The organism is Nonomuraea sp. JJY05 (assembly GCF_043496855.1).
Classification (GTDB): Bacteria; Actinomycetota; Actinomycetes; order Streptosporangiales; family Streptosporangiaceae; genus Nonomuraea.
In genome coordinates this window covers 1-19,824 of sequence record NZ_JBIEIS010000040.1, presented here as the reverse complement: position 1 = coordinate 19,824, position 19,824 = coordinate 1, and the positions used below count along the sequence as shown (strand labels likewise).

The following is a 19,824-nucleotide window of genomic DNA, read 5'->3' as shown; positions in this document are numbered from 1 at the left end:
GCTTGGGGTGGAAAAGGGGCGACCCCCGCCGGGGGGGAGAGCGGGGGTCGCCTGATCGGTCCGGCTCCGGGGGGGTAGAGCCGGTCCCGTTTCAGAAGAAAGCTTTCATCACTTCACCAGAGCCTGGCAAGGGACTGGCAAAGCTACCCCGTGCACGGTCGCTCCAGTTTCGGGCGATACCCCCGTATGCTGCCCGATGGACTCGAGTTTCGTCGAGGAGCAATCTCGCATTTTCGCCAAGTTTTTTGTCTTTGGCATAACGATCACATAAAGGTGATCACTCTCCGTAATCATCACAGGTTGGTAACCAGATCACGGAGGGTGGCGATGGCGATGTATGCCAGGACCCCGCTCATAGCCGGGTAAAGGTCTTGGTCCGAGGGCTTCCCATCAGGGCGGATCCGACGTAGAAAGGTGTCACGGACCACTTGTCCGGGCGCATCAGCCGGGTACCCACGCGCGACCAGCCGCGGGAGGCGCGTCGTGACGGGCTTGACCCGCTCCGACGAATAGAGGTGCACGCTTGGTAACCCGGTGTGATGTGCCAGCAGACGGCGTCTCTTGACTGAGGCGCCGTCAGCTATGTCGGCGGCCCGGCCCAACGCTCCCACCTGCGCTTCCGCCGCCGCGACCTCAGCCCCGTTGCATGGCCTCACAGATTGCGGTCGCCTCGCGCACGCCGAGGCTTACTGCGGAGGCACACTGTTGTACCCACTGTGCGACGCCCTCCGGGGACCCGCTCAGGTAGCCCCTCAACCCCTCGGCGTACGAGGAGTGCTCCAGGTGCCCGACCTCCACGGCCACGAGGGACTTCGGGTCCAGGCCGTACTCGACCAGGGTCAGCCGCTCGGCCGCGCGCGCCACGATCCCGTCCGCCGTACCGAAGGGACGCAGTACGGCCAGCTCGGCGTGCACGACGGCGGCCAGCACGATCGCGGGCGCCTTCGTAGGCCGTTCGAGCAGCCCGAGCAGCCCCTCCATGCGCGTCGCCGTCTCCGACGCGCCGGGCGCGGGCCCCAGCCGCAGCGGGTCCGGCGCCTCGTCCACCGCCCGCGGACGGCCCAGGGCGGACTGCGGCGCCAGACCGGCGGCCGCCACCGTGTGCAGGCGGGCCAGGACCTGCCTCGGCGCCGCCCGCCAGGTCGAGCCCAGGCGGCCCAGCTCCGCCGACGCCCGCAGGGCTCCCTGGACCAGCGGGTCGTGGATCTCGTCCCGGCGCAGGGCGTCGAGGGACACGTCCACACCCTCCAGGGCGGCCGAGGCCCGGGCGCCGCGCAGGGACGACTCCGTGGAGACGGCCGGGCTGGCCCGGCGCAGGACTCGGTGGCGGTACAGCCGGTCGACGGCCTGCCTGGCGGATTCGACCGCCTCGGGGACGCCGGGGAACTCCGCGATGACAGCCAGTGGGTCACTCACGGAAACCGACCTTACCCGCGGGTACGACCGCTCCCGCTCCACCGGGTGACGACCGTACCGGCGCCCCGGGCGAAGGCGGCGCGCGCTCAATAGGTGACGGTGGGTCGAGAAAACCCCGCGCCCGAATATGCGCAACCCTTTATGGGTCCCCACCTGATTTCAGGATGACAACGTTTCAATAGCGGCTGTCATGCGACCTGATAAGCGGCGCCCCTCGGTACAGACCTGTCTAGACCTCTTGTGTGTGGAGGCCGTGAGCTGGTGAAGTGGGACACGACCTATCCAATCTGGCCATAGAAGGAGCACGAGGTGGCCCCGGAGACCCCTGGCAACGAGACCCAGGCGCTGTCCAACCTGCTACAGGAGAATCGCCGGTTCGCACCGCCGGCTGACCTGGCGGCGGCCGCGAACGTGACCGCCGCCGCATATGTCGAGGCCGCCGCTGACCGTCTCGCCTTCTGGGAGCGTGCAGCCGAGAGGCTGGCGTGGGCCAAACGGTGGGAGACGACTCTCGAGTGGAACGCCCCCTTCGCCAAGTGGTTCGTCGGCGGCGAGCTCAACGTCGCCTACAACTGCGTCGACCGCCACGTCGAGGAGGGCCGCGGCGACAAGGTCGCCTACTACTGGGAGGGCGAGCCCGAGGGTGACACCCGTACCCTCACCTACAGCGACCTCCAGCGCGAGGTCAGCAAGGCCGCCAACGCCCTCCAGGAGCTGGGCGTCGGCAAGGGCGACCGGGTGGCCGTCTACATGCCGATGATCCCCGAGCTGCCGATCGCGATGCTGGCCTGCGCCCGCATCGGGGCGGTCCACTCGGTGGTGTTCGGCGGCTTCTCGGCCACGGCGCTGAAGAGCCGGATCGACGACGCCGACGCCAAGCTCGTCATCACCGCCGACGGCGGCTACCGCAGGGGCAACCCGTCGGCGCTCAAGCCCACGGTGGACGAGGCCGTCGCCGAGTGCCCGCAGGTCGAGAAGGTCCTCGTCGTACGTCGTACCGGCCAGGACGTCGCCTTCGGCGACAAGGACGTCTGGTGGCACGACCTGGTCGACCGGCAGAGCGACCAGCACACCGCCGAGCCCCACGACGCCGAGGACCCGCTGTACATCCTCTACACCAGCGGCACCACCGGCAGGCCCAAGGGCATCCTGCACACCACCGGCGGCTACCTCACCCAGACCGCCTGGACGCACCACGCCGTCTTCGATCTCAAGCCCGAGACCGACATCTACTGGTGCACGGCCGACATCGGCTGGGTGACCGGCCACTCCTACATCGTGTACGGCCCTCTCGCCAACGGCGCCACCAGCGTCATCTACGAGGGCACCCCCGACACCCCGCACCGCGGCCGGTTCTGGGAGATCGTGCAGAAGTACAAGATCACGATCCTCTACACGGCGCCCACCGCGATCCGGACGTTCATGAAGTGGGGCGACGACATCCCCGCGAAGTACGACATGTCCAGCCTGCGCATCCTGGGCTCCGTCGGCGAGCCGATCAACCCCGAGGCGTACGTCTGGTACCGCGAGCACATCGGCGGTGAGCGCTGCCCCGTGGTCGACACCTGGTGGCAGACGGAGACCGGCGCCATCATGATCAGCCCGCTGCCCGGCGTCACCGCGGGCAAGCCGGGCGCCGCGATGCGCCCGCTGCCCGGCATCGCCGCCGACGTGGTGGACGACCAGGGCAACAGCGTCCCCGACGGGGGTGGCGGCTTCCTCGTCGTACGCGAGCCGTGGCCGGCGATGCTCCGCACGATCTGGGGCGACGACCAGCGCTACATCGACACGTACTGGAGCAGGTTCGAGGGGATGTACTTCCCCGGCGACGGCGCCAAGAAGGACGACGACGGCGACCTGTGGCTGCTCGGCCGCGTGGACGACGTCATGCTCGTCTCCGGCCACAACATCTCCACCACGGAGGTGGAGAGCGCGCTGGTCAGCCACCCGAAGGTGGCCGAGGCGGCGGTGGTCGGCGCGACCGACCCGGTGACCGGCCAGGCGATCGTGTCGTTCGTGATCCTGCGCGGCTCAGCGGAGGAGAGCGACGACATCGCCTCCGACCTGCGCAACCACGTGGCCAAGACCCTGGGCCCGATCGCCAAGCCGCGCCAGATCCTGGTCGTGCCCGAGCTGCCCAAGACCCGCTCCGGCAAGATCATGCGCCGCCTCCTGCGCGACGTGGCGGAGAACCGCAGCATCGGCGACGTCACCACCCTGGCCGACAGCACGGTGATGAACCTGATCTCGGAGAAGCTCCCGTCCGCCAAGTCTGAGGACTGATCCCACATTCCAGGCGTATGTCCCAATAAAGGGGCATACGCCTGGCTCCTGAGACCCTGGGGCGAAGCCCGGCGTACCCGACGCGGGCGCTATCTTGTTCGATCGGGTAGTTCTGGGATAGCGGGATTCGCGCTCGACAAGTTTCGGCGTGTTCGGGGCGCCTGGCTGTCAGCGTGGCTCGGCCTGGCGAAACTGTCGGAAGAGCTCCTGGCGGCGGTGCCGCTTCACACGGTACGCGAGCGTCGCATCGCGCTGGATGATGTTTGACACGGCCACCAGGCCTCGATAGGAGACGTTCATGCCGCAGACTCCCGAGGAAGAATCCCTGGGCTCGCTGGTCGCCCAGGCCAGCAGTCAGATCTCGGACCTGGTCCGCTCGGAGATCGAGCTGGCCAAGGCCGAGTTCAGGTTCGACGCCAAGCGGGTCGGCACGGCGGGCGGCCTGTTCGCCGCCGCCGCCTTCATGGCGCACCTGTGCCTGATCCTCGCCTCGTTCACGATCGCCTTTGTGCTGGCGCAGTGGCTGCCCAACTGGCTGGCCTTCCTCATCGTGACCGTGTTCTACCTGCTGGTGGCGGGTCTGCTGGTGTTCGTCGGGGTCAGGCGGCTCAAGGGGCTGGCCGGGATGAAGCGCACCGCCCGGTCGATCAAGGGGCTCAAGGAGATCGCCACGCCCGAGGATGAGACGCTTCCGGCGGTTCGTCCCGATCGTGAGCCGGTGAGACGTGATGGCACCTGACGAGTCGGTCGTACAGATCGAGGGGCCCTGGACGCACCGCGCGGTCCACGCGGGCGGCACCCGCTTCCACGTCGTCGAGGCGGGCGAAGGGCCGCTGGTGCTGCTGCTGCACGGGTTCCCGCAGTTCTGGTGGACGTGGCGCAACCAGCTCGTCTCGCTCCCCAAGGCGGGTTACCGGGCGGTGGCGGCCGATCTGCGCGGCTACGGCGGCAGCGACAAGCCGCCGCGCGGCTACGACCTGCCCACGCTGGCCGCCGACGCCACCGGCCTGATCAGGGCGCTGGGCGAGACGGGGGCGATCGTGGTGGGGCACGACTGGGGCGGGCTGCTGGCCTGGACGATGGCCGTGCTCGACCCCAAGTGCGTGCACCGGCTGATCGCCGTGTCCGCCCCCCATCCGCTGCGCCTTCGCAAGGCGCTGCTGACCGACCCGTTCGGCCAGCTCAGGGCCAGCGGGCAGTCGCTGGGTCACCAGCTGCCGCTGCTGCCCGAGCACCGGCTCAGGCGCCGCGACGCGGCCCTGGTGGGCAGGCTGCTGGAGGACTGGTCACGGCCCGGCTGGCCCGATCCCGAGACCGCGCGCACCTACCGCGAGGCGTTCCGCATCCCCGCCGTGGCACACTGCGCGCTGGAGTACCACCGCTGGTTCGGCCGCTCCCAGCTGCGCCCCGACGGCCGCCGCTACGCCAGGGCCATGCGCACCGAGGTCGAGGCCCCCACGCTCCACCTGCACGGGGCGCTCGACCCGCGCGCCCTGCCGCGTACGGCACTGGGTTCGGGCCGCTACGTGGCGGCCCCGTACCGGTGGCGGCTGCTCGAAGGAGCCGGCCACTTCCCCCATGAGGAGATCCCCGACGTGTTCGACACCGAGCTGCTCGGCTGGCTGGCCGATCCGGAGCCCGAACGATGAGAGACCGCGATCCCGAGGGCAGGCCCCGTAACGCCAGGCCGCGCGACGCGTACGGCAGGCCGCTCCCCTACGGCGAACCCGGCGTGCCCCGGGTCCCCGACGACTACGCCCCCACCTCCGAGCAGGCTCTGGCCGACGCCCGCGGCTTCCTCGGCGAGGGCCTGCCGTTCAACGCGCACGAGGTGTTCGAGGGCCGCTGGAAATGCGCGCCGGAGGACGAGCGCGAGCTGTGGCAGGGCCTCGCGCAGATCTGCGTCGGGCTGACGCACCTGCAGCGCGGCAACGGGCGCGGGGCGCTGACCCTCTTCAGCCGCGGCGCCGCCAGGGTCCAGGGGTACGGCGGGGCGTACGACGCGGTCGGCAAGGCGGCCTCGGGGTTCGGTCAGGACAGCGACCCCGACGAGGCCGTCGCCGCCATCCTGGACAAGCTGCCCGGCTGAGACCGGGCGTCAGTCGCACTTCTGGGTGCTGGCCGGGGTGGTGTCGTTGCGGCCCTGGGCCGCGTCGGGGGCGACCTCCTCGGCCGTCAGGACGTAGCCGGTCTCCTCTTCGTTGATCGCGGCGGCGAAGATCACGCCGTAGACCCGGCCGTCCACCGTGAGCAGCGGGCCGCCCGAGTTGCCGGGCAGCACCTTGCCGCGGATCGCGTAGACCTTGCGCCTGACCGTGGCGTCGCGGTAGATGTCGGGCCCCTCGGCGTCGAGCTGCCCGCCGATCCTGGCCGGCTCCGCGGTGAACCCCTTGCTCTTGGGGAACCCGGCGATGATGGCGCTGTCGCCGCGCGAGCCGTCGCCGTCGAAGGAGAGCTGCGGCAGGTCGAGGCCGGGCACGTAGAGGACGGCGATGTCGCGGCGCGGGTTGTAGCGCACGACGGTGGCCGCGTGCGGCGTGTTGGTGGAGTCGATGACCTGCAGGTCACGGGTCACGCCGGCGACCACGTGGGCGTTGGTCATGATCCGGCCGGGAGCGTAGACGAAGCCGGTGCCCTCGATGTGCTTGTTGCAGCTCTCCGCGTTGCCCTGCACCTTGACGATGGCCCTGCGGGCGCGGCTCAGCTTGGCGCCCTGCAGCACGCTCTGGTCGGGCGGCGGCACGTCGACGATCGTGCCCGCACCGATGGCGTCGAAGACGGGCGGGAACTCCGAGCGATCGATGAACTTCTTGAACGGCTGCTGCCAGTTGCGCGCGGCCTGCGGGATCACGTCGTCGACGGTGGTCAGCAGCGCGGAGTTCTTCACCTGGTCGACGAGGGGGCTGAAGGCCGTGGAGACGATCAGCGAGCCGATCAGCCAGGCGATGACCAGCACGGACAGCGCGCTGGAGAACGTGCCGCCGACCGCGTCGGCCACCTTGGCGGGCTCCCACGTGACGTGGCTGCGCACGACGGCGCCGAGCGTCGAGGAGGCGAACTGACCGATGGTGGCGGCCAGGAAGACGATCACGATGGCCAGCAGCGCCTGCGGGGTGTCGCCGCTGACCAGGGCCTTGGAGATCGGTGGCGCGATGAAGACGCCGAGCACGGCTCCGCCGACGAACCCCACGAAGCTCATCGCACCGATGATGAAGCCCTGCCGGTAACCCGAGACGCCGAAGGCGATCACGAGGCCGATCAAGATGAGGTCAAGCAGATCACCGCGCACGTTTCAAAGCTAACCAGGGATACGGTCAAGTGTGCACGTCTTCCGCCAGGACGGCGTCACCGCGTGACTACCTTGAGCGGTATGCCGTCGGCCGAGGGAACAGTGCGCGATCTCATCGAGGCCGCCCTGTGCGACACCGACCCCGACGGCCCCCTGCGCTGGCACGTGATCTCCGTGCTGCGCCAGCGAAGCGATCTGGAGTCCTTCATCGAGGCGCGCCGGCTGTGTGCCGCGGACACCGTGGCGGAGCGGCTGCTCGGGGTGGACATCATGGGGATGCTGCGGCCGTTCGTGGACCGTACGCTGCCGGTGCTGCGCTACCTGGCGGCCAGCGAGGACGACGCCATGGTGCTCTACTCGGTGCTGATCGCGTTCGGGCACCTGGCCGACCCGCGGTCACTGCCGTCGGTGATCGACCTGGCCGGCCACGAGGACGCGAGGGTGCGCTACGGCGCGGCGTACGCGCTGCAGCACGTGCTCGGCGATCCCCCCGACCGGGCCGGCCTGGAGACGCTGCGCGCGCTGGCGGCCGACAGCGACAAGGACGTGGCGAGCTGGGCCTCCCTGGGCGTGGCCCTGCGATCGGCCCGCTAACCCCGCGACGCCAGGTCGATCACTTCCTGCGGGAGGTCCTCCACCTGCGCGGGGTCCCACGGGCGCTCCAGCCCGCCCTCGCGCAGCACGGTGTCGAGCACCATCGCGGTGAACCCCCACACCAGCATCCCCCGCACCCGGAACGCGGGCCCCGCCGTCCCCCTCGGATGCCGCAGCGTGACCCGGTTGGCGGGATCGACCAGCTCGGCGATCGGCACCCGCTCCACGGACTCCACCTCGTGCGGCGAGGCCGCGTGCACGGCCGACGGCTCGCGCCACCAGGCGATCACGGGCGTGACCCGGTTGTCGCTGTGGCCGAGATACAGCTCGGGCATCGTGCACAGCACGTGGACGCCCGCGGGATCGACCCCGGTCTCCTCCTCGGCCTCGCGCAGCGCCGCGGCGACGGGTCCTCCGTCGTCGGGGTCGACGCCGCCGCCGGGGAAGGCCGGCTGGCCCGCGTGCCTGCGCCCGTGCGTGCTGCGCTGGATGAGCAGGACGTCGGGGCCGAGCGGCCCCTCACCGAACAGCATCAGCACCGCGGCGGCCCGCCCGCTGCCGTTGGGAGGAGTCCACCACCGAGGTACGTCGAAGCGCTGAGCCTGCGCCGCCAGTGTGTCGAGCCAGTCGGGCACTTGGGTCACGCATCCTCCAACACGCCGGGACACCGGGGGCTTCCCGCGATCACGAGAAGGGGCCGGACCTGACGAGCTTCTCGGCCTCGGCCGCCGCCGTGGGGCCGGTGCCGTACGACGGGCAGAGCGCGGCCAGCGGGCACACGCCGCACGCGGGCCTCCGCGCGTGGCAGATGCGGCGGCCGTGCCAGATCACCCGGTGGGAGAAGATCGTCCACTCGCGTTTGGGCAGCAGCTCCCCCACGACGTGCTCGATCTTGACGGGGTCGGTCTCCTCCGTCCAGCCGAAACGCCGCACCAGTCGCTGGAAGTGGGTGTCGACGGTGAGCCCCGGCACGTCGAACGCGTTGCCCAGCACCACGTTGGCGGTCTTGCGGCCCACGCCGGGCAGGGTGACCAGGTCCTTCAGCTTGCCGGGCACCTCGCCGCCGTACTTGTCGCACACTGCCTGCGCCATGCCGATGATGCTGTTGGTCTTCGCGCGGAAGAAGCCGGTCGAGCGGATGATCTCCTCCATCTCGGACCGGTCGGCGGCGGCGTAGTCCTCCACTGTCGGATATTTCGCGAAGAGGACGGGGGTGACCATGTTGACCCGCTTGTCCGTGCACTGGGCGGAGAGGATGGTCGCGACCAGAAGTTCTAACGGGTTGCCGAAGTCGAGTTCGCAGTGGGCCTCTGGATAGGTGTCCGCGAGGATGCGGTTGATCTTGCGGGCCCGCCGTACCAATGCGAGCCGGGTCTCCGGCTTGCGCCCCGCCGCGTTCGTGGCCATGCCGCAAGACTAGAAGCTTCCGCGAAGTGTTGAACCCAGGACCGCCTTGCTCGCGTACAAGGGGGCGACACGGGAGGCGGTGGCCATGAGCGGTCAGGGTGCGGTGCTGTCGGACTTCGTGCGTACATCGGGGCCCTTGCGGGGACAGGCGCTGCATCGCCTGGCCCTGGCCTGCGCCTCCGCGGTGGCCAAGCTGCACGCCCGCGGCAACGTGGGGCTCCGGCTCAGCCACGAGAGCGTCGCGCTCGGCGCGCACGGCCAGGTGCTGATCGGCTGGCAGCCCGGCGTCACGCCGGGCTCGGCGGCCGACGACGTGCGGGCCTGGGCCGATCTGGTGGTCTTCGCGGCCACGGGCCGCACGGACGGCGACCCCGCCGTCCTGCCTCCCGCGCTGCAGCTGGCGGTACGGCAGTGCCGCCAGGCCGACCCCACGGCCCGCCCGCGCGCGGCCGAGGTGCTCCGCGTGCTGCTCGGCCAGTCGGTCGCGGCCGCGGTGGCCTCCGTGGACGGCCTTCTCGCCTCCTGAGCCTCTTCTGCCGCACAGGGAGGGTCGATAGCCCCTGAAATCAGGGCATCCGGTACCTTTCCCCTGGATACGACTCATCCGAAAAGCGCAGAACACTCCAGCATTCCCATAACCTGTGTGTGCCACGCAGAGTGGGGTGAGTCACAATGGCAGCAGAGGAGGCAGAGTGAACACCGAAGATGTGCTGGGCAAGGCCCCCCTGTTCGCCGCGCTGGACCGCGAGAGCGCCGCGGCGCTGCGTACGAGCATCACGGAGGTCCAGCTCTCCAAGGGACAGACGCTCTTCCACGAGAACGAGACCGGCGACCGGCTCTACGTCGTGCTCGAAGGCAAGATCAAGCTGTCCCGTACCTCGCCCGACGGACGGGAAAACCTGCTGAGCGTGCTCGGGCCGAGCGAGATGTTCGGCGAGCTGTCGCTGTTCGACCCGCGGCCGCGGACGGCCTCGGCGACGGCGCTGACCGACGTGCGGCTGGCCGGGCTCGGCCACGACGACCTGCGCCCCTGGCTGACCGGCCGCCCCGAGGTGGCGCTCCACCTGCTGCGCGCGCTCGCCCAGCGGCTGCGCCGCACCAATGACGTGCTGGCCGACCTGGTCTTCACCGACGTGCCCGGACGCGTGGCCAAGCAGCTGCTCGACCTGGCCGAGCGGTTCGGCACCAAGACGGACGACGGCCTGCGGGTGCACCACGACCTGACGCAGGAGGAGCTGGCGCAGCTCGTCGGCGCCTCGCGCGAGACGGTCAACAAGGCGCTGGCCGACTTCGCCCAGCGCGGCTGGCTGCGGATCGAGGCCAAGGCCGTGGTCATCCTCGACATGGACCGGCTCTACAACCGGTCCAGGTAGTCGAGCTGGGCCACGACCGACATCTCGGCGGCGGCCCAGAGTGAGCGGTCGACGTCGGCGTACACGATCTTGACGATCTCCCGCGGCGTGCGCGCGCCCTGGGCGCGCGCCGCCCTGATCTGGTCGAGGCGCTGCCGCCGGTGCGCGATGTAGCCGTCGAGCGCGGCGATCGGGTCGGGCAGCACGGGACCGTGGCCGGGCAGCAGCGCCCGCGCCTCCAGGCTCTCCGCGGCCGCCCTGAGCCGGTCGAGGCTGCGCAGGTAGTCGGCCAGGCCGCCGTCTCGGGCGATGATCGTGGTGCCCCTGCCGAGCACGGTGTCGCCGGTCAGCATCGCGTGGTCCTGCGGCAGCCAGAAGCAGAGCGAGTCGAACGAGTGACCCGGCGTCCCGTACACGTGGATCTCCAGGCCCGCCACGGTCACCACGTCGCCGTCGGCGAGCCCCTCCTCACCCAGTCGGTGCCGCGGATCGAGCGCCCGGACGGGCGCGCGCACCATCTCGGCGAAGCGCCTGGCGCCGCCGCTGTGGTCGAAGTGCCCGTGGGTGAGCAGGATCTCGGTGACGCGCCGCGCCCCGAGGTGATCGCGTACGCGGCGCAGATGCGACTCGTCCTCCGGCCCTGGGTCGACGACCACCACCTGGTCCCCGCCGATGATCCAGGTGTTGGTGCCGTCGAGCGTCATGGCGGACGGGTTGGGCGCGAGCAGGTTCTCGGCGTACTCGGTACGGGAGCCGTCGGGCGTCCCGATCGGGATGTGCAGCCCGCTCACCGGGTCACCAGCCGCATCTCGCCCTGGATCTCCACGGCCCTCGGCATGATCGGCACGATCTCTCTGCGCTCGGCCAGGATCCCCGCCACGCCGTCGTGGGCCGCCAGCTCGCTCAGCGTGTGGTACGTCGGCGGCATCAGGAAGATCTCCCCCTGGTGCGCCAGCTCGATCGCCTCCGCGGGGCGCTTCCAGGCCACCTGGTCGGCCTCACCGCCGACGTCCCGGGTGCGCTGGCCCTCGGGGAGGACGGCGACGAAGAACCGCGTGTCGAAGCGCCTGTGCTCGATCTCCGGGGTGATCCAGTGGGCCCACGGCTTGAGCAGGTCGGACCGGAGCACCAGGCCGCGCCTGGCGAGGAAGTCGGCGAAGCCCAGGCTCCTGTCGATCAGCGCCAGCCGGTCGGACTCCCAGTCGTCGCCCGTCGTGTCGGCGACCACGGACTCGGGCCCGGGACCGGCCAGCAGCACGCCGGACTCCTCGAACGTCTCGCGTACGGCCGCGCACACCAGCCCGCGCGCGACCTGCTCGCTCGCGTTGAAGACCGTGCCCCACTCGGCCGGCGACGGGCCGGCCCAGGCCACGGCCTGGTCGGTGTCGCGGGCGTCCACCGAGCCGCCGGGGAAGACGTACGCGCCCGCCGCGAAGGCCATCGTGGCCTTGCGCCGCAGCAGATAGACCTCAGGCGTTGTGCTCCCGCGCAGAATCACCACTGTGGCGGCGTCGCGGGTGGGGACCGGCTCGACCCTCCCGGCGAGGAGGTCTCGCGCCCGCGCGGCGAGCTCGACTGGAAGCGGCAATCCGGTCACATCGGTCATAGTGCCTCAGGCTACTTCGGCGATCAGCTCCACTTCCACAGGTGCGTCCAGCGGGAGGACGGCCACGCCCACGGCGCTGCGGGCATGCCTGCCCGGCTCGCCCAGCACCTCGGCGAGCAGCTCGCTGGCGCCGTTGCCGACCTTGGGCTGCTCGGTGAAGGAGGGATCGCTGGCCACGAACACCACGACCTTGACGATCCGCACCACCTTCTGCAGGTCGCCCACCTCGGCCTTCAGGGCGGCGAGCGCGTTGAGCGCGCAGATGCGGGCCTGCTCCGCGCCCTCCTCTGTGGTCAGGTCGGCACCGAGCTTGCCGGTCCGCTGCAGCTTGCCGTCGACGAACGGCACCTGGCCGGAGGTGTAGACGAGGTTGCCCGTGCGCACGGCCGGCACGTAGGCGCCCGCCGGCGCCGCCACCTCGGGCAGCGTCAGACCGAGATCCGCGATCTTCTGCTCGGGGGTCACTGCTTCTCCCTCTTGAAGTAGGCGACGAGCTGCTCGGGCGAGGCACCCTGAACGATCTGGACCAGCTCCCAGCCGTCGGAGCCGAAGTTGTCAAGGATCATCTTGGTGTTGTGGATCAGCACCGGAGCGGTGAGGTACTCCCATTTCTTCATGAAGGTCAGCTTCTCATAAGAAACCCGCCCGCCGGCCTGCCTTGTGCCTGCTCAAGAGCGTGGTCGCCGACAAGTTCCCGACGGGGGTGTGAGCAATCTCAAAGGGTGGCCGTCGGCTTCCGGCAAGTGACCCTTCGGTAGCCTCGAATAGTGGACTCTCCGGACACGGATTGGGCCGGTGTGCGGCTGCACGTGGTCACCGGCAAGGGCGGCACCGGCAAGACGACCGTGGCCGCCGCGCTCGCGCTCGCGCTGGCCGCGGGCGGTCGCAAGGTGCTCCTCGTCGAGGTCGAGGGCAGGCAGGGCATCGCGCAGATCTTCGATCTGCCGCCGCTGCCCTACGAGGAGCGCAAGATCGCCGTCGCGCCCTCCGGCGGCGACGTGTACGCGCTGGCCGTCGATCCCGAGGAGGCCATGCTCGAGTACATGGAGATGTTCTACGGGATGCGGCGGGCGGGCAGGGCGCTGACCAAGATGGGCGTCGTCGACTTCGCCACCACCGTGGCCCCCGGCTTCCGCGACGTGCTCGTCACGGGCAAGACGACCGAGGCGGTGCGCAGGCGGGGCAAGAACGGCCGCAGGGTCTACGACGCGGTCGTGCTCGACGCGCCGCCCACGGGCCGCATCACGCGCTTCCTGAACGTCACCCAGGAAGTGGCGGGCCTGGCCAAGGTCGGGCCGATCAAGAACCACTCCGAGCTGGTCAACGGGGTCGTGAAATCTCCCGAGACGGCGGTGCACTTCGTGACATTGCTGGAGGAGATGCCCGTGCAGGAGACGCTCGACGGCATCTCCGAATTGCGTTCGGCAGGGCTGCCCACCGGCGGAATTTTCGTCAATATGGTGCGCGAATCACTGATCCCACAGGCCGCTCTTGACACAGCTGTCAAGGGCCGTTTCGACCCCGGTGAGCTGGTGCTCGGGCTCAAGGCCGCCGGGGTGGCCGACGGGGCGGAGGCCACGTCGATCGCCGAGGCGCTCGCGGCGGAGATCTCCGAGCACGCCCACCGCACCGAGCTGGAGCGCGCCGAGCGCGAGTCGCTGGGCGAGGCCGGGCTGAAGAGCTACGAGCTGCCGCTGCTGGCCGACGGCGTCGACCTGGCCGGCCTGTACGAGCTGGCAGAGAGCATGCGCACCCAAGGAGCAGCGTGAAGAAGCCCGCCGCACTCGACGTCGACGCGATACTCGACGACCCCGGCACCAGGATCATCGTCTGCTGCGGAGCCGGCGGCGTGGGCAAGACCACGACCGCCGCGGCGCTCGGGCTGCGGGCCGCCGAACGCGGCAGGTGCGCCGTGGTGCTCACCGTGGACCCGGCGCGCCGGCTGGCCCAGTCGATGGGGCTGACCGAGCTCGACAACACCCCGCGCCTGGTCAGCTCGCCCGACGGCGGCGGCCAACTCTACGCCATGATGCTCGACATGAAGCGCACGTTCGACGAGATCATCGAGGCGCACGCCGATCCCGTGCGGGCCCGCCAGATCCTGTCGAACCCCTTCTACCAGTCCCTCTCCTCCAGCTTCTCCGGCACGCAGGAGTACATGGCCATGGAGAAGCTGGGCCAGCTGCGCCGGTCGGACGAGTGGGACCTGATCATCGTGGACACGCCGCCGTCGCGGTCCGCGCTCGACTTCCTCGACGCGCCCGAGCGGCTCGGGCGCTTCCTCGACGGACGGTTCATCCGGCTGCTGACGGCACCGGCCAAGGTCGGGGGACGCAGCGCCTTCCGGCTGCTCAACGCCGGGTTCGGGTTGATGGCCGGAGCGATGACCAAGCTGCTCGGCGCGCAGGTGATCAAGGATCTGCAGACGTTCGTCTCCGCGCTCGACGCCGTCTTCGGCGGCTTCAGGCAGCGGGCCGAGATGACGTACCAGCTGCTGCAGGCCCCCGGCACGGCCTTCCTCGTGGTGGCCGCGCCCGAGCGGGACGCCATGCGGGAGGCATCCTACTTCGTCGAAAGGCTCGCCGAGGAGCGCATGCCACTGGCCGGCCTGGTGGTCAACCGGGTGCACATGTCACCCGCCTCGGTCCTGTCGGCCGCCCGTAGCGCCGCGGCCGCCGAAGACCTGGAGGCGCGGGGCGAGCATGAGCTGACCGCCGCCGTGCTGCGGCTGCACGCCGGGCGAATGCAGCTCACCGCTCGCGAACATCGCGAGCAGGAGCATTTCGTCTCGGCCCACCCCACGGTGCCCGTGGTGCAGGTTCGCGCCATGTCCGAGGACGTCCACGATCTCACTGGTCTGCGGCAGATCGGGGACTTGCTGGCGAGCGCATGAAAGTACGGCCGGCGGACGGCGCCGGCCGTACTACGGCTCGCCGGGCCTGGTTCAGCCCGCGATCAGCTCGTTGGTTCGTTCGTACTCTTCCTTGGCCGACTCGAGCAGGTCTCGCCACGAGTCCACGTCAGGCCGCCGTCGAAGCAGCGCACGCCGTTCGCGCTCGGTCATACCGCCCCACACCCCGAACTCGATGCGGTTGTCCAGCGCATCGGCGAGGCATTCAGTACGGACCGGGCAGCCCCGGCAGATGAGCTTGGCCCTGTTCTGCGCGGCGCCCTGCACGAACAGGGCATCCGGATCCGCACCCTTACAGGCGGCACGGGAGGTCCAATCCGTGATCCACATTGTTCGACCCCACTCCCCTTAGGTGGTCAGTCGTCATTTGGGGCCGACGGGCGCGGGCGCCGAGCCTCCGTATTCAGTTGCCGCAGAGGAGAACGTACGCAACTACACGTTCGGGCCGACAGACCCCAGAGGACCAATTTCTCGCCGCCATCTTGACCGGGAATGACTAGTCACCCCCATCAGTCAAGGCGAAATGGTGTCGGGCTACCGATTAGGTCAGTCTTTCGACGTACTCTTGGTAGCGTGCAAGCGCAGCGCAAAGATCGTTCCAACCCCGTCCTCAGCATCCTGCGTCTGATCATCGCCGGATCGGTCGCGGGGGTGCTCGCCGCGGCCGTGGCCCTGCCTGCGGTCGGAGGGGCGGGGATGTCCACGAAGAGCGCTGTGGAAAGCCTCAACCTCAAGCCCGAAGAGCTCGACGAACCCCCTCTTCCCGAGCGCACCGTCCTGAAGGACGCCAACGGCAAGCAGTTCGCCCAGTTCTACTTTGAGAACCGGCAGTCTGTCCGCCTTGACCAGGTCGCCCCGATCATGCAGACCGCGCTGATCGCGATCGAGGACTTCCGTTTCTACCAGCACGGGCCGATCGATGTTGAGGGAACGGCCAGAGCGCTCGTGAAGAATTTGTCGGGCGGCGGCGTGATGCAGGGCGGCTCGTCGATCACCCAGCAGTACGTCAAGCAGGTGCTGGTCAACAAGGCCGAGACGCCCGAGGAGCAGGCGGCGGCCATCGCCCCGACGCTCTCCCGCAAGCTGTCCGAGCTGCGTAACGCGATGGCGATCGAGAAGAAGTACTCGAAAAACCAGATTCTCGAGAAATATCTGAACATTGCCTACTTCGGCGCGGGCGCCCACGGCATCCAGGCCGCGGCCCGGCGCTTCTTCGACAAGCCCGCCTCCGAGCTCAACCTCGCCGAGAGCGCCACGCTGGCCGGCGCCGTGCAGAACCCGGCCCGCACCGACCCGAGCGTCGGCCCCGAGTCGCGGGCACGGCTGCTGCAGCGGCGCAACCTCGTGCTCGACCGGATGGCCGAGATCGGCAAGATCTCGCGGCAGGAGGCCGACGAGGCCAAGGCGAAGAAGCTGGGCTGGAAGAACATCAAGGCGCCCGGCGGCTGCGAGGCCAGCAAGTATCCGTACTTCTGCCTCTACGTCCAGTACGAGATCCTCAACAACGAGGACTTCGGCAAGAACCAGGACGAGCGCAAGAAGCTGCTCCAGCGGGGCGGTCTGACGATCAAGACCACGATCGACCCGAAGATGCAGGCCGCCGCCGACAAGGCGATCAAGAAGTTCGTCTCCAGGAAGGACAAGCCCGTGGCCTCGCAGGCCATGGTCGTTCCCGGCACCGGCGAGATCAAGGCCATGGCCGCCTCGCGGAAGTTCGGCGGGAGCAAGAAGAAGAACGAGATGAGCTACAACGTCGTGGCCGACGCGGCGCACGGCGGCGGGCGCGGGTTCCAGCAGGGCTCGACGGCCAAGGTCTACACGCTGGCCACGGCGCTGGAGGAGGGCCTGAAGTACAACGACGGCTTCCCCTCGCCCGCGGGCTACCAGGCCGACGGTTACAGCACGTTCAAGAACTGCAAGGGCGAGAACGTCGGCGACCCGTCCCACACCGTGCACAACTCCAGCGAGGGCGGCGGCGGCTTCAAGACGCTGCAGACCGGCACCTGGGGCTCGGTCAACACGTTCTTCCTCAAGCTCGAGCAGAAGGTCGGGCTCTGCAGCGTGGTCAAGATGGCCAAGAAGCTCGGGGTCAAGCGGGCCGACGGGCAGAAGCTGTCGGAGGTGGAGACGTTCACGCTGGGGGTCAACGAGGTCGATCCCGTGACGATCGCCAGCTCGTACGCCGTCTTCGCCTCGCGCGGGCAATACTGCAAGCCGCTGGCGATCACGGAGATCAAGGACAGGAACGGCAAGGCGAAGCAGTACAAGCCGAAGTGCTCCCAGGTCCTGGAGGAGGAGGTCGCCGACGCGGTCAGCGGCATCCTGTCCGGCGTGTTCACCAAGGGCACGATGCAGGAGGTGGGCGGCATCGGCCGCGACGCGGCCGGCAAGACGGGCACGACCGACAACTACGCCTCGGCCTGGTTCGCCGGTTACACCCCGAACATGTCGTCGGCCGTCAGCCTGGGCGACCCGCGCGGCACCAAGGGCAACGAGCTGATCGGGGTCACGATCGGGGGGCGCTACTACCCGTACGTGTACGGGGCCTCCATTTCCGGGCGGATCTGGAAAGACTCGATGCTGGCCGCGCTGAAGGGGGTCGAGGCCGCGGAGTTCACGCCGGTGGACCAGTCGCGGTTCGGCGGGTGCACGGAGAACTGCGCGCCGAAGAAGCCCGAGAAGAAGGACAAGGACGAGGAAGGGCCGCCCTCCCGTGGGGACGGCGACCCGTTCGACATCTTCGACCCGCCGAACGGGGACCGGGGAGACGGCCGCGGCGGGGGCGGCTTCGGCAACGGCCGCGGCCGCTGACCGACGGCCCCAAGACCCACTCGGGTCCCCGCCGCCTACCCCTGCGGCGGGGATCCCTCTCAGGCCCGCTGAGACCGCCTCCAGGCCCTTCTGAGGGGACCGCCAGTACCCCGGAGGCCGCAAGACGCCACGCAAGCCGCCAGCCCGACTCCTGGACCGCCTGGGCGCCATGGGCCCGCAGCACCAGACAGCGGGGCTGACATCCGGCATCCGGCATCCGGCATCCGGCATCCGGCATCCGGCATCCGGCATCCGGCATCCGGCATCCGGCATCCGGCATCCGGCATCCGGCATCCGGGAGATGAAACAGCCGGACAGCGGGGCAGGGGACCAGCCGGTCAGTCCGGCGGTGGAGCAACCGGGGCTGGAACTATCCCGCCAGCCGGGCGCGGACGGCGGCGGCCACGCGGCCACCCTCGGCCCGCCCGGCGACCTTCGGGTTGACCGCCTTCATGACCTGCCCCATGGCCTGCGGCCCGGCGGCGCCCGTCTCCGCGATGGCGGCGTCGACGAGGGCGCCCAGCTCCTCGTCGCTGAGCTGCGCCGGCAGGTACTCCTCCAGCACCGCCTGCTCGTCCAGCTCGGCCTGCGCCTGCTCGGCCCGCCCCGCGTTCCCGAACGCCTCGGCGGCCTCCTTGCGCTTCTTGGCCTCCTTGGTCAGCACCTTGATGACCTCGTCGTCGCTCAGCTCCCTGGCCTGCTTGCCGGAGACCTCCTCGACGTTCACCGCGGCCAGTGCCATCCGAATCGTCCGGAGACGTACCTCGTCCCGGCTCTTAAGCGAGGCCGTCAGATCGGCCTTCAGCTTGTCCTTCAATGCGCTCATGCGCTCCATCTTGCCGTCTGCGCGGACTGTCCGGACGCCACGCGCCCGATGTCGGGCATCATGAGTAGGTGAGGAAAGCCGTCGCAGTGCCCTTGTCCATGCTCGGTCTCGGCCTGGCCGGGCTGGGTTACGCCTCTGTCGTGGAGCGCAACTGGTTCCGCCTGCGCCGCTTCGACGTGCCGGTGCTGGAGCGCGGTCAGCGGCCCGTACGCATTCTCCACCTGTCCGACCTGCACCTGACGCCGCGCCGTACGATGCTGATCAACTGGGTCCGCTCCCTGGGTCCGCTGAAGCCGGACCTGGTGGTCAACACCGGCGACTCGATCGCGCACCCGGACGCCGTCCCCTCGCTCCTGCACGCCCTGGAGCCCCTGCTGTCCCGCCCGGGCCTGTTCGTCTACGGCTCCAACGACCTGTACGCCCCCAAGCCCAAAAACCCGGCCCGCTACCTCTGGCGCACCTCCAAGAACGACCGCCGCCAGCACGTGCCCTCCCTGCCGTGGGAGGAGCTGGGGGCCGGCATGGCGGCCGAGGGCTGGCTCGACATGAACAACACCACGGCCCGCATCAAGGTGGGCGACCTCGACGTGGCGGTGGCGGGCATCCACGACTCCCACATCAACCGCGACCGCTACGACCTCGTCGCCGGTCCGGCCCCCGCCGACGCCGACCTGCGGCTGGGCGTCATGCACTCCCCCGAGCCCCGCAACATGACCCGCTTCGCCGCGGACGGCTACCAGTTCCTCCTGGCCGGCCACACCCACGGCGGCCAGCTCTGCATCCCGTTCTACGGCGCCCTGGTGACCAACTGCGGCATCGACCGGGCCCGCGTCAAGGGCCTGAGCCGCCACGACAGCGCCTGGCTCCACGTCTCGGCCGGCCTCGGCACCTCCCCTTACGCCCCCGCCCGCTTCGCCTGCTTCCCGGAGGCGTCACTACTCACTCTCGTTCCCCGCCGTTGACGCGGTCACAAGCACCTTGAGAGTCCGCTAGACTTTTCCAAGCACGCGCAAGACCGGCGTGCACCGGGGTGTAGCGCAGCTTGGCAGCGCGCTTCGTTCGGGACGAAGAGGTCGTGGGTTCAAATCCCGCCACCCCGACAGCTGTACCGCAGGTCAAGGGCCTGGTTCTCATGATCGAGGACCAGGCCCTTGATCGTTTGACCGTCATTTGACCGTCCGTATGAACGCCGTCCAGGGGCACTGATGGAGTTGCCCCGGTTCGATAGACACATCAGGGCTTGCGACTACGCGGCAGCATAGTCGAGGTCTTGGGCGTTCTTGAGCGCGTGTCGGCGTTCGTATTCGGCGGGGCTGAGCTGGCCGTTGG

General features: G+C 69.7%; 22 protein-coding genes and 1 tRNA gene. 12 read left to right on the top strand and 11 right to left on the bottom strand.

Features of this window, described 5'->3' with window-relative positions; all coding sequences use genetic code 11:
- Positions 1-633 precede the first annotated feature (633 nt).
- Positions 634-1,416, bottom strand: coding sequence for an oxidoreductase (locus ACFKCF_RS45145; RefSeq protein ID WP_394501541.1), 783 nt, complete (start codon positions 1,414-1,416; stop codon positions 634-636).
- 309 nt (positions 1,417-1,725) lie between these two features.
- Here ACFKCF_RS45145 and acs point away from each other — a divergent pair, with 309 nt between their 5' ends.
- The gene (gene acs / locus ACFKCF_RS45140; RefSeq protein WP_394501540.1) at positions 1,726-3,699 is read left to right on the top strand and encodes an acetate--CoA ligase; all 1,974 of its coding nucleotides are present in this window, start codon (positions 1,726-1,728) and stop codon (positions 3,697-3,699) included.
- A 168-nt stretch (positions 3,700-3,867) separates the two neighbouring features.
- On the opposite strand, the gene ACFKCF_RS45135 is transcribed toward acs, so the two are convergent.
- On the bottom strand, positions 3,868-3,999 hold the full coding sequence (locus ACFKCF_RS45135; protein WP_281398242.1) for a hypothetical protein: 132 nt from the start codon (positions 3,997-3,999) through the stop codon (positions 3,868-3,870).
- Between ACFKCF_RS45135 and ACFKCF_RS45130 the strand changes: the two genes are divergently transcribed.
- From ACFKCF_RS45130 to ACFKCF_RS45120, 3 genes are read left to right on the top strand one after another with little or no spacing between them, the layout of a single operon-like run.
- Entirely contained in the window at positions 3,998-4,438 is a 441-nt protein-coding gene (locus ACFKCF_RS45130) for a phage holin family protein (protein WP_394501539.1), read from the top strand. The two genes, ACFKCF_RS45135 and ACFKCF_RS45130, sit on opposite strands and share 2 nt — an antisense overlap.
- Positions 4,428-5,348, top strand: a complete 921-nt coding sequence (locus ACFKCF_RS45125) for an alpha/beta fold hydrolase (protein WP_394501538.1) — start codon at positions 4,428-4,430, stop codon at positions 5,346-5,348. Before ACFKCF_RS45130 ends, ACFKCF_RS45125 begins: the two co-directional genes overlap by 11 nt.
- The gene (locus tag ACFKCF_RS45120) at positions 5,345-5,788 is read left to right on the top strand and encodes a DUF309 domain-containing protein (protein ID WP_394501537.1); all 444 of its coding nucleotides are present in this window, start codon (positions 5,345-5,347) and stop codon (positions 5,786-5,788) included. Before ACFKCF_RS45125 ends, ACFKCF_RS45120 begins: the two co-directional genes overlap by 4 nt.
- A 9-nt stretch (positions 5,789-5,797) precedes the next feature.
- Here ACFKCF_RS45120 and ACFKCF_RS45115 read toward each other — a convergent pair whose 3' ends face one another.
- On the bottom strand, positions 5,798-6,988 hold the full coding sequence (locus tag ACFKCF_RS45115) for a MarP family serine protease (RefSeq protein ID WP_394501536.1): 1,191 nt from the start codon (positions 6,986-6,988) through the stop codon (positions 5,798-5,800).
- A gap of 81 nt (positions 6,989-7,069) precedes the next feature.
- Between ACFKCF_RS45115 and ACFKCF_RS45110 the strand changes: the two genes are divergently transcribed.
- Complete coding sequence (locus tag ACFKCF_RS45110) at positions 7,070-7,582, top strand: HEAT repeat domain-containing protein (RefSeq protein ID WP_394501535.1); 513 nt, start codon at positions 7,070-7,072, stop codon at positions 7,580-7,582.
- On the opposite strand, the gene ACFKCF_RS45105 is transcribed toward ACFKCF_RS45110, so the two are convergent.
- On the bottom strand, positions 7,579-8,226 hold the full coding sequence (locus tag ACFKCF_RS45105; protein ID WP_394501534.1) for an NUDIX hydrolase: 648 nt from the start codon (positions 8,224-8,226) through the stop codon (positions 7,579-7,581). The genes ACFKCF_RS45110 and ACFKCF_RS45105 overlap by 4 nt on opposite strands.
- A 40-nt stretch (positions 8,227-8,266) precedes the next feature.
- Positions 8,267-8,989 (bottom strand): endonuclease III, encoded by a 723-nt coding sequence (gene nth / locus ACFKCF_RS45100; RefSeq protein ID WP_394501533.1) that lies wholly within the window; start codon positions 8,987-8,989, stop codon positions 8,267-8,269.
- An 85-nt stretch (positions 8,990-9,074) separates the two neighbouring features.
- Between nth and ACFKCF_RS45095 the strand changes: the two genes are divergently transcribed.
- Together ACFKCF_RS45095 and ACFKCF_RS45090 are read left to right on the top strand one after the other, a co-directional pair.
- A complete protein-coding gene (locus tag ACFKCF_RS45095) occupies positions 9,075-9,515 on the top strand; it encodes a hypothetical protein (RefSeq protein ID WP_394501532.1) in 441 nt (146 codons plus the stop codon).
- A gap of 166 nt (positions 9,516-9,681) precedes the next feature.
- Entirely contained in the window at positions 9,682-10,362 is a 681-nt protein-coding gene (locus ACFKCF_RS45090; protein WP_185069893.1) for a Crp/Fnr family transcriptional regulator, read from the top strand.
- On the opposite strand, the gene ACFKCF_RS45085 is transcribed toward ACFKCF_RS45090, so the two are convergent.
- The 4 genes from ACFKCF_RS45085 to ACFKCF_RS45070 are packed head-to-tail and all read right to left on the bottom strand — an operon-like array spanning position 10,344 to position 12,564.
- Positions 10,344-11,132 carry an MBL fold metallo-hydrolase gene (locus ACFKCF_RS45085; protein WP_394501531.1) on the bottom strand — a complete coding sequence of 263 codons (789 nt, stop codon included), beginning with the start codon at positions 11,130-11,132 and terminating at the stop codon, positions 10,344-10,346. The two genes, ACFKCF_RS45090 and ACFKCF_RS45085, sit on opposite strands and share 19 nt — an antisense overlap.
- Positions 11,129-11,947, bottom strand: a complete 819-nt coding sequence (locus ACFKCF_RS45080) for an NUDIX hydrolase (RefSeq protein ID WP_394501530.1) — start codon at positions 11,945-11,947, stop codon at positions 11,129-11,131. The genes ACFKCF_RS45085 and ACFKCF_RS45080 overlap by 4 nt, the downstream gene beginning before the upstream one ends.
- Before the next feature lie 6 nt (positions 11,948-11,953).
- Positions 11,954-12,412 (bottom strand): RidA family protein, encoded by a 459-nt coding sequence (locus ACFKCF_RS45075; protein WP_394501529.1) that lies wholly within the window; start codon positions 12,410-12,412, stop codon positions 11,954-11,956.
- Positions 12,409-12,564 (bottom strand): hypothetical protein, encoded by a 156-nt coding sequence (locus ACFKCF_RS45070; RefSeq protein ID WP_211370275.1) that lies wholly within the window; start codon positions 12,562-12,564, stop codon positions 12,409-12,411. The genes ACFKCF_RS45075 and ACFKCF_RS45070 overlap by 4 nt, the downstream gene beginning before the upstream one ends.
- A gap of 150 nt (positions 12,565-12,714) precedes the next feature.
- On the opposite strand from ACFKCF_RS45070, the gene ACFKCF_RS45065 reads away from it, so the two are divergent.
- Together ACFKCF_RS45065 and ACFKCF_RS45060 are read left to right on the top strand one after the other, a co-directional pair.
- Positions 12,715-13,716 carry an ArsA-related P-loop ATPase gene (locus ACFKCF_RS45065; RefSeq protein WP_394501528.1) on the top strand — a complete coding sequence of 334 codons (1,002 nt, stop codon included), beginning with the start codon at positions 12,715-12,717 and terminating at the stop codon, positions 13,714-13,716.
- Positions 13,713-14,840: an ArsA family ATPase gene (locus tag ACFKCF_RS45060; RefSeq protein ID WP_394501527.1), complete on the top strand. Its 1,128-nt coding sequence runs from the start codon at positions 13,713-13,715 to the stop codon at positions 14,838-14,840. Before ACFKCF_RS45065 ends, ACFKCF_RS45060 begins: the two co-directional genes overlap by 4 nt.
- Before the next feature lie 51 nt (positions 14,841-14,891).
- On the opposite strand, the gene ACFKCF_RS45055 is transcribed toward ACFKCF_RS45060, so the two are convergent.
- Positions 14,892-15,188: a WhiB family transcriptional regulator gene (locus ACFKCF_RS45055; protein WP_090771382.1), complete on the bottom strand. Its 297-nt coding sequence runs from the start codon at positions 15,186-15,188 to the stop codon at positions 14,892-14,894.
- A gap of 243 nt (positions 15,189-15,431) precedes the next feature.
- Between ACFKCF_RS45055 and ACFKCF_RS45050 the strand changes: the two genes are divergently transcribed.
- On the top strand, positions 15,432-17,669 hold the full coding sequence (locus ACFKCF_RS45050; protein ID WP_394501526.1) for a transglycosylase domain-containing protein: 2,238 nt from the start codon (positions 15,432-15,434) through the stop codon (positions 17,667-17,669).
- A gap of 370 nt (positions 17,670-18,039) precedes the next feature.
- Here ACFKCF_RS45050 and ACFKCF_RS45045 read toward each other — a convergent pair whose 3' ends face one another.
- Positions 18,040-18,495: a GatB/YqeY domain-containing protein gene (locus ACFKCF_RS45045; protein WP_394501525.1), complete on the bottom strand. Its 456-nt coding sequence runs from the start codon at positions 18,493-18,495 to the stop codon at positions 18,040-18,042.
- A gap of 98 nt (positions 18,496-18,593) precedes the next feature.
- Between ACFKCF_RS45045 and ACFKCF_RS45040 the strand changes: the two genes are divergently transcribed.
- Together ACFKCF_RS45040 and ACFKCF_RS45035 are read left to right on the top strand one after the other, a co-directional pair.
- Positions 18,594-19,457 carry a metallophosphoesterase gene (locus tag ACFKCF_RS45040; protein ID WP_394501629.1) on the top strand — a complete coding sequence of 288 codons (864 nt, stop codon included), beginning with the start codon at positions 18,594-18,596 and terminating at the stop codon, positions 19,455-19,457.
- A gap of 64 nt (positions 19,458-19,521) precedes the next feature.
- A tRNA-Pro gene (locus tag ACFKCF_RS45035) sits at positions 19,522-19,595 on the top strand.
- The last annotated feature ends 229 nt before the right edge of the window (positions 19,596-19,824 follow it).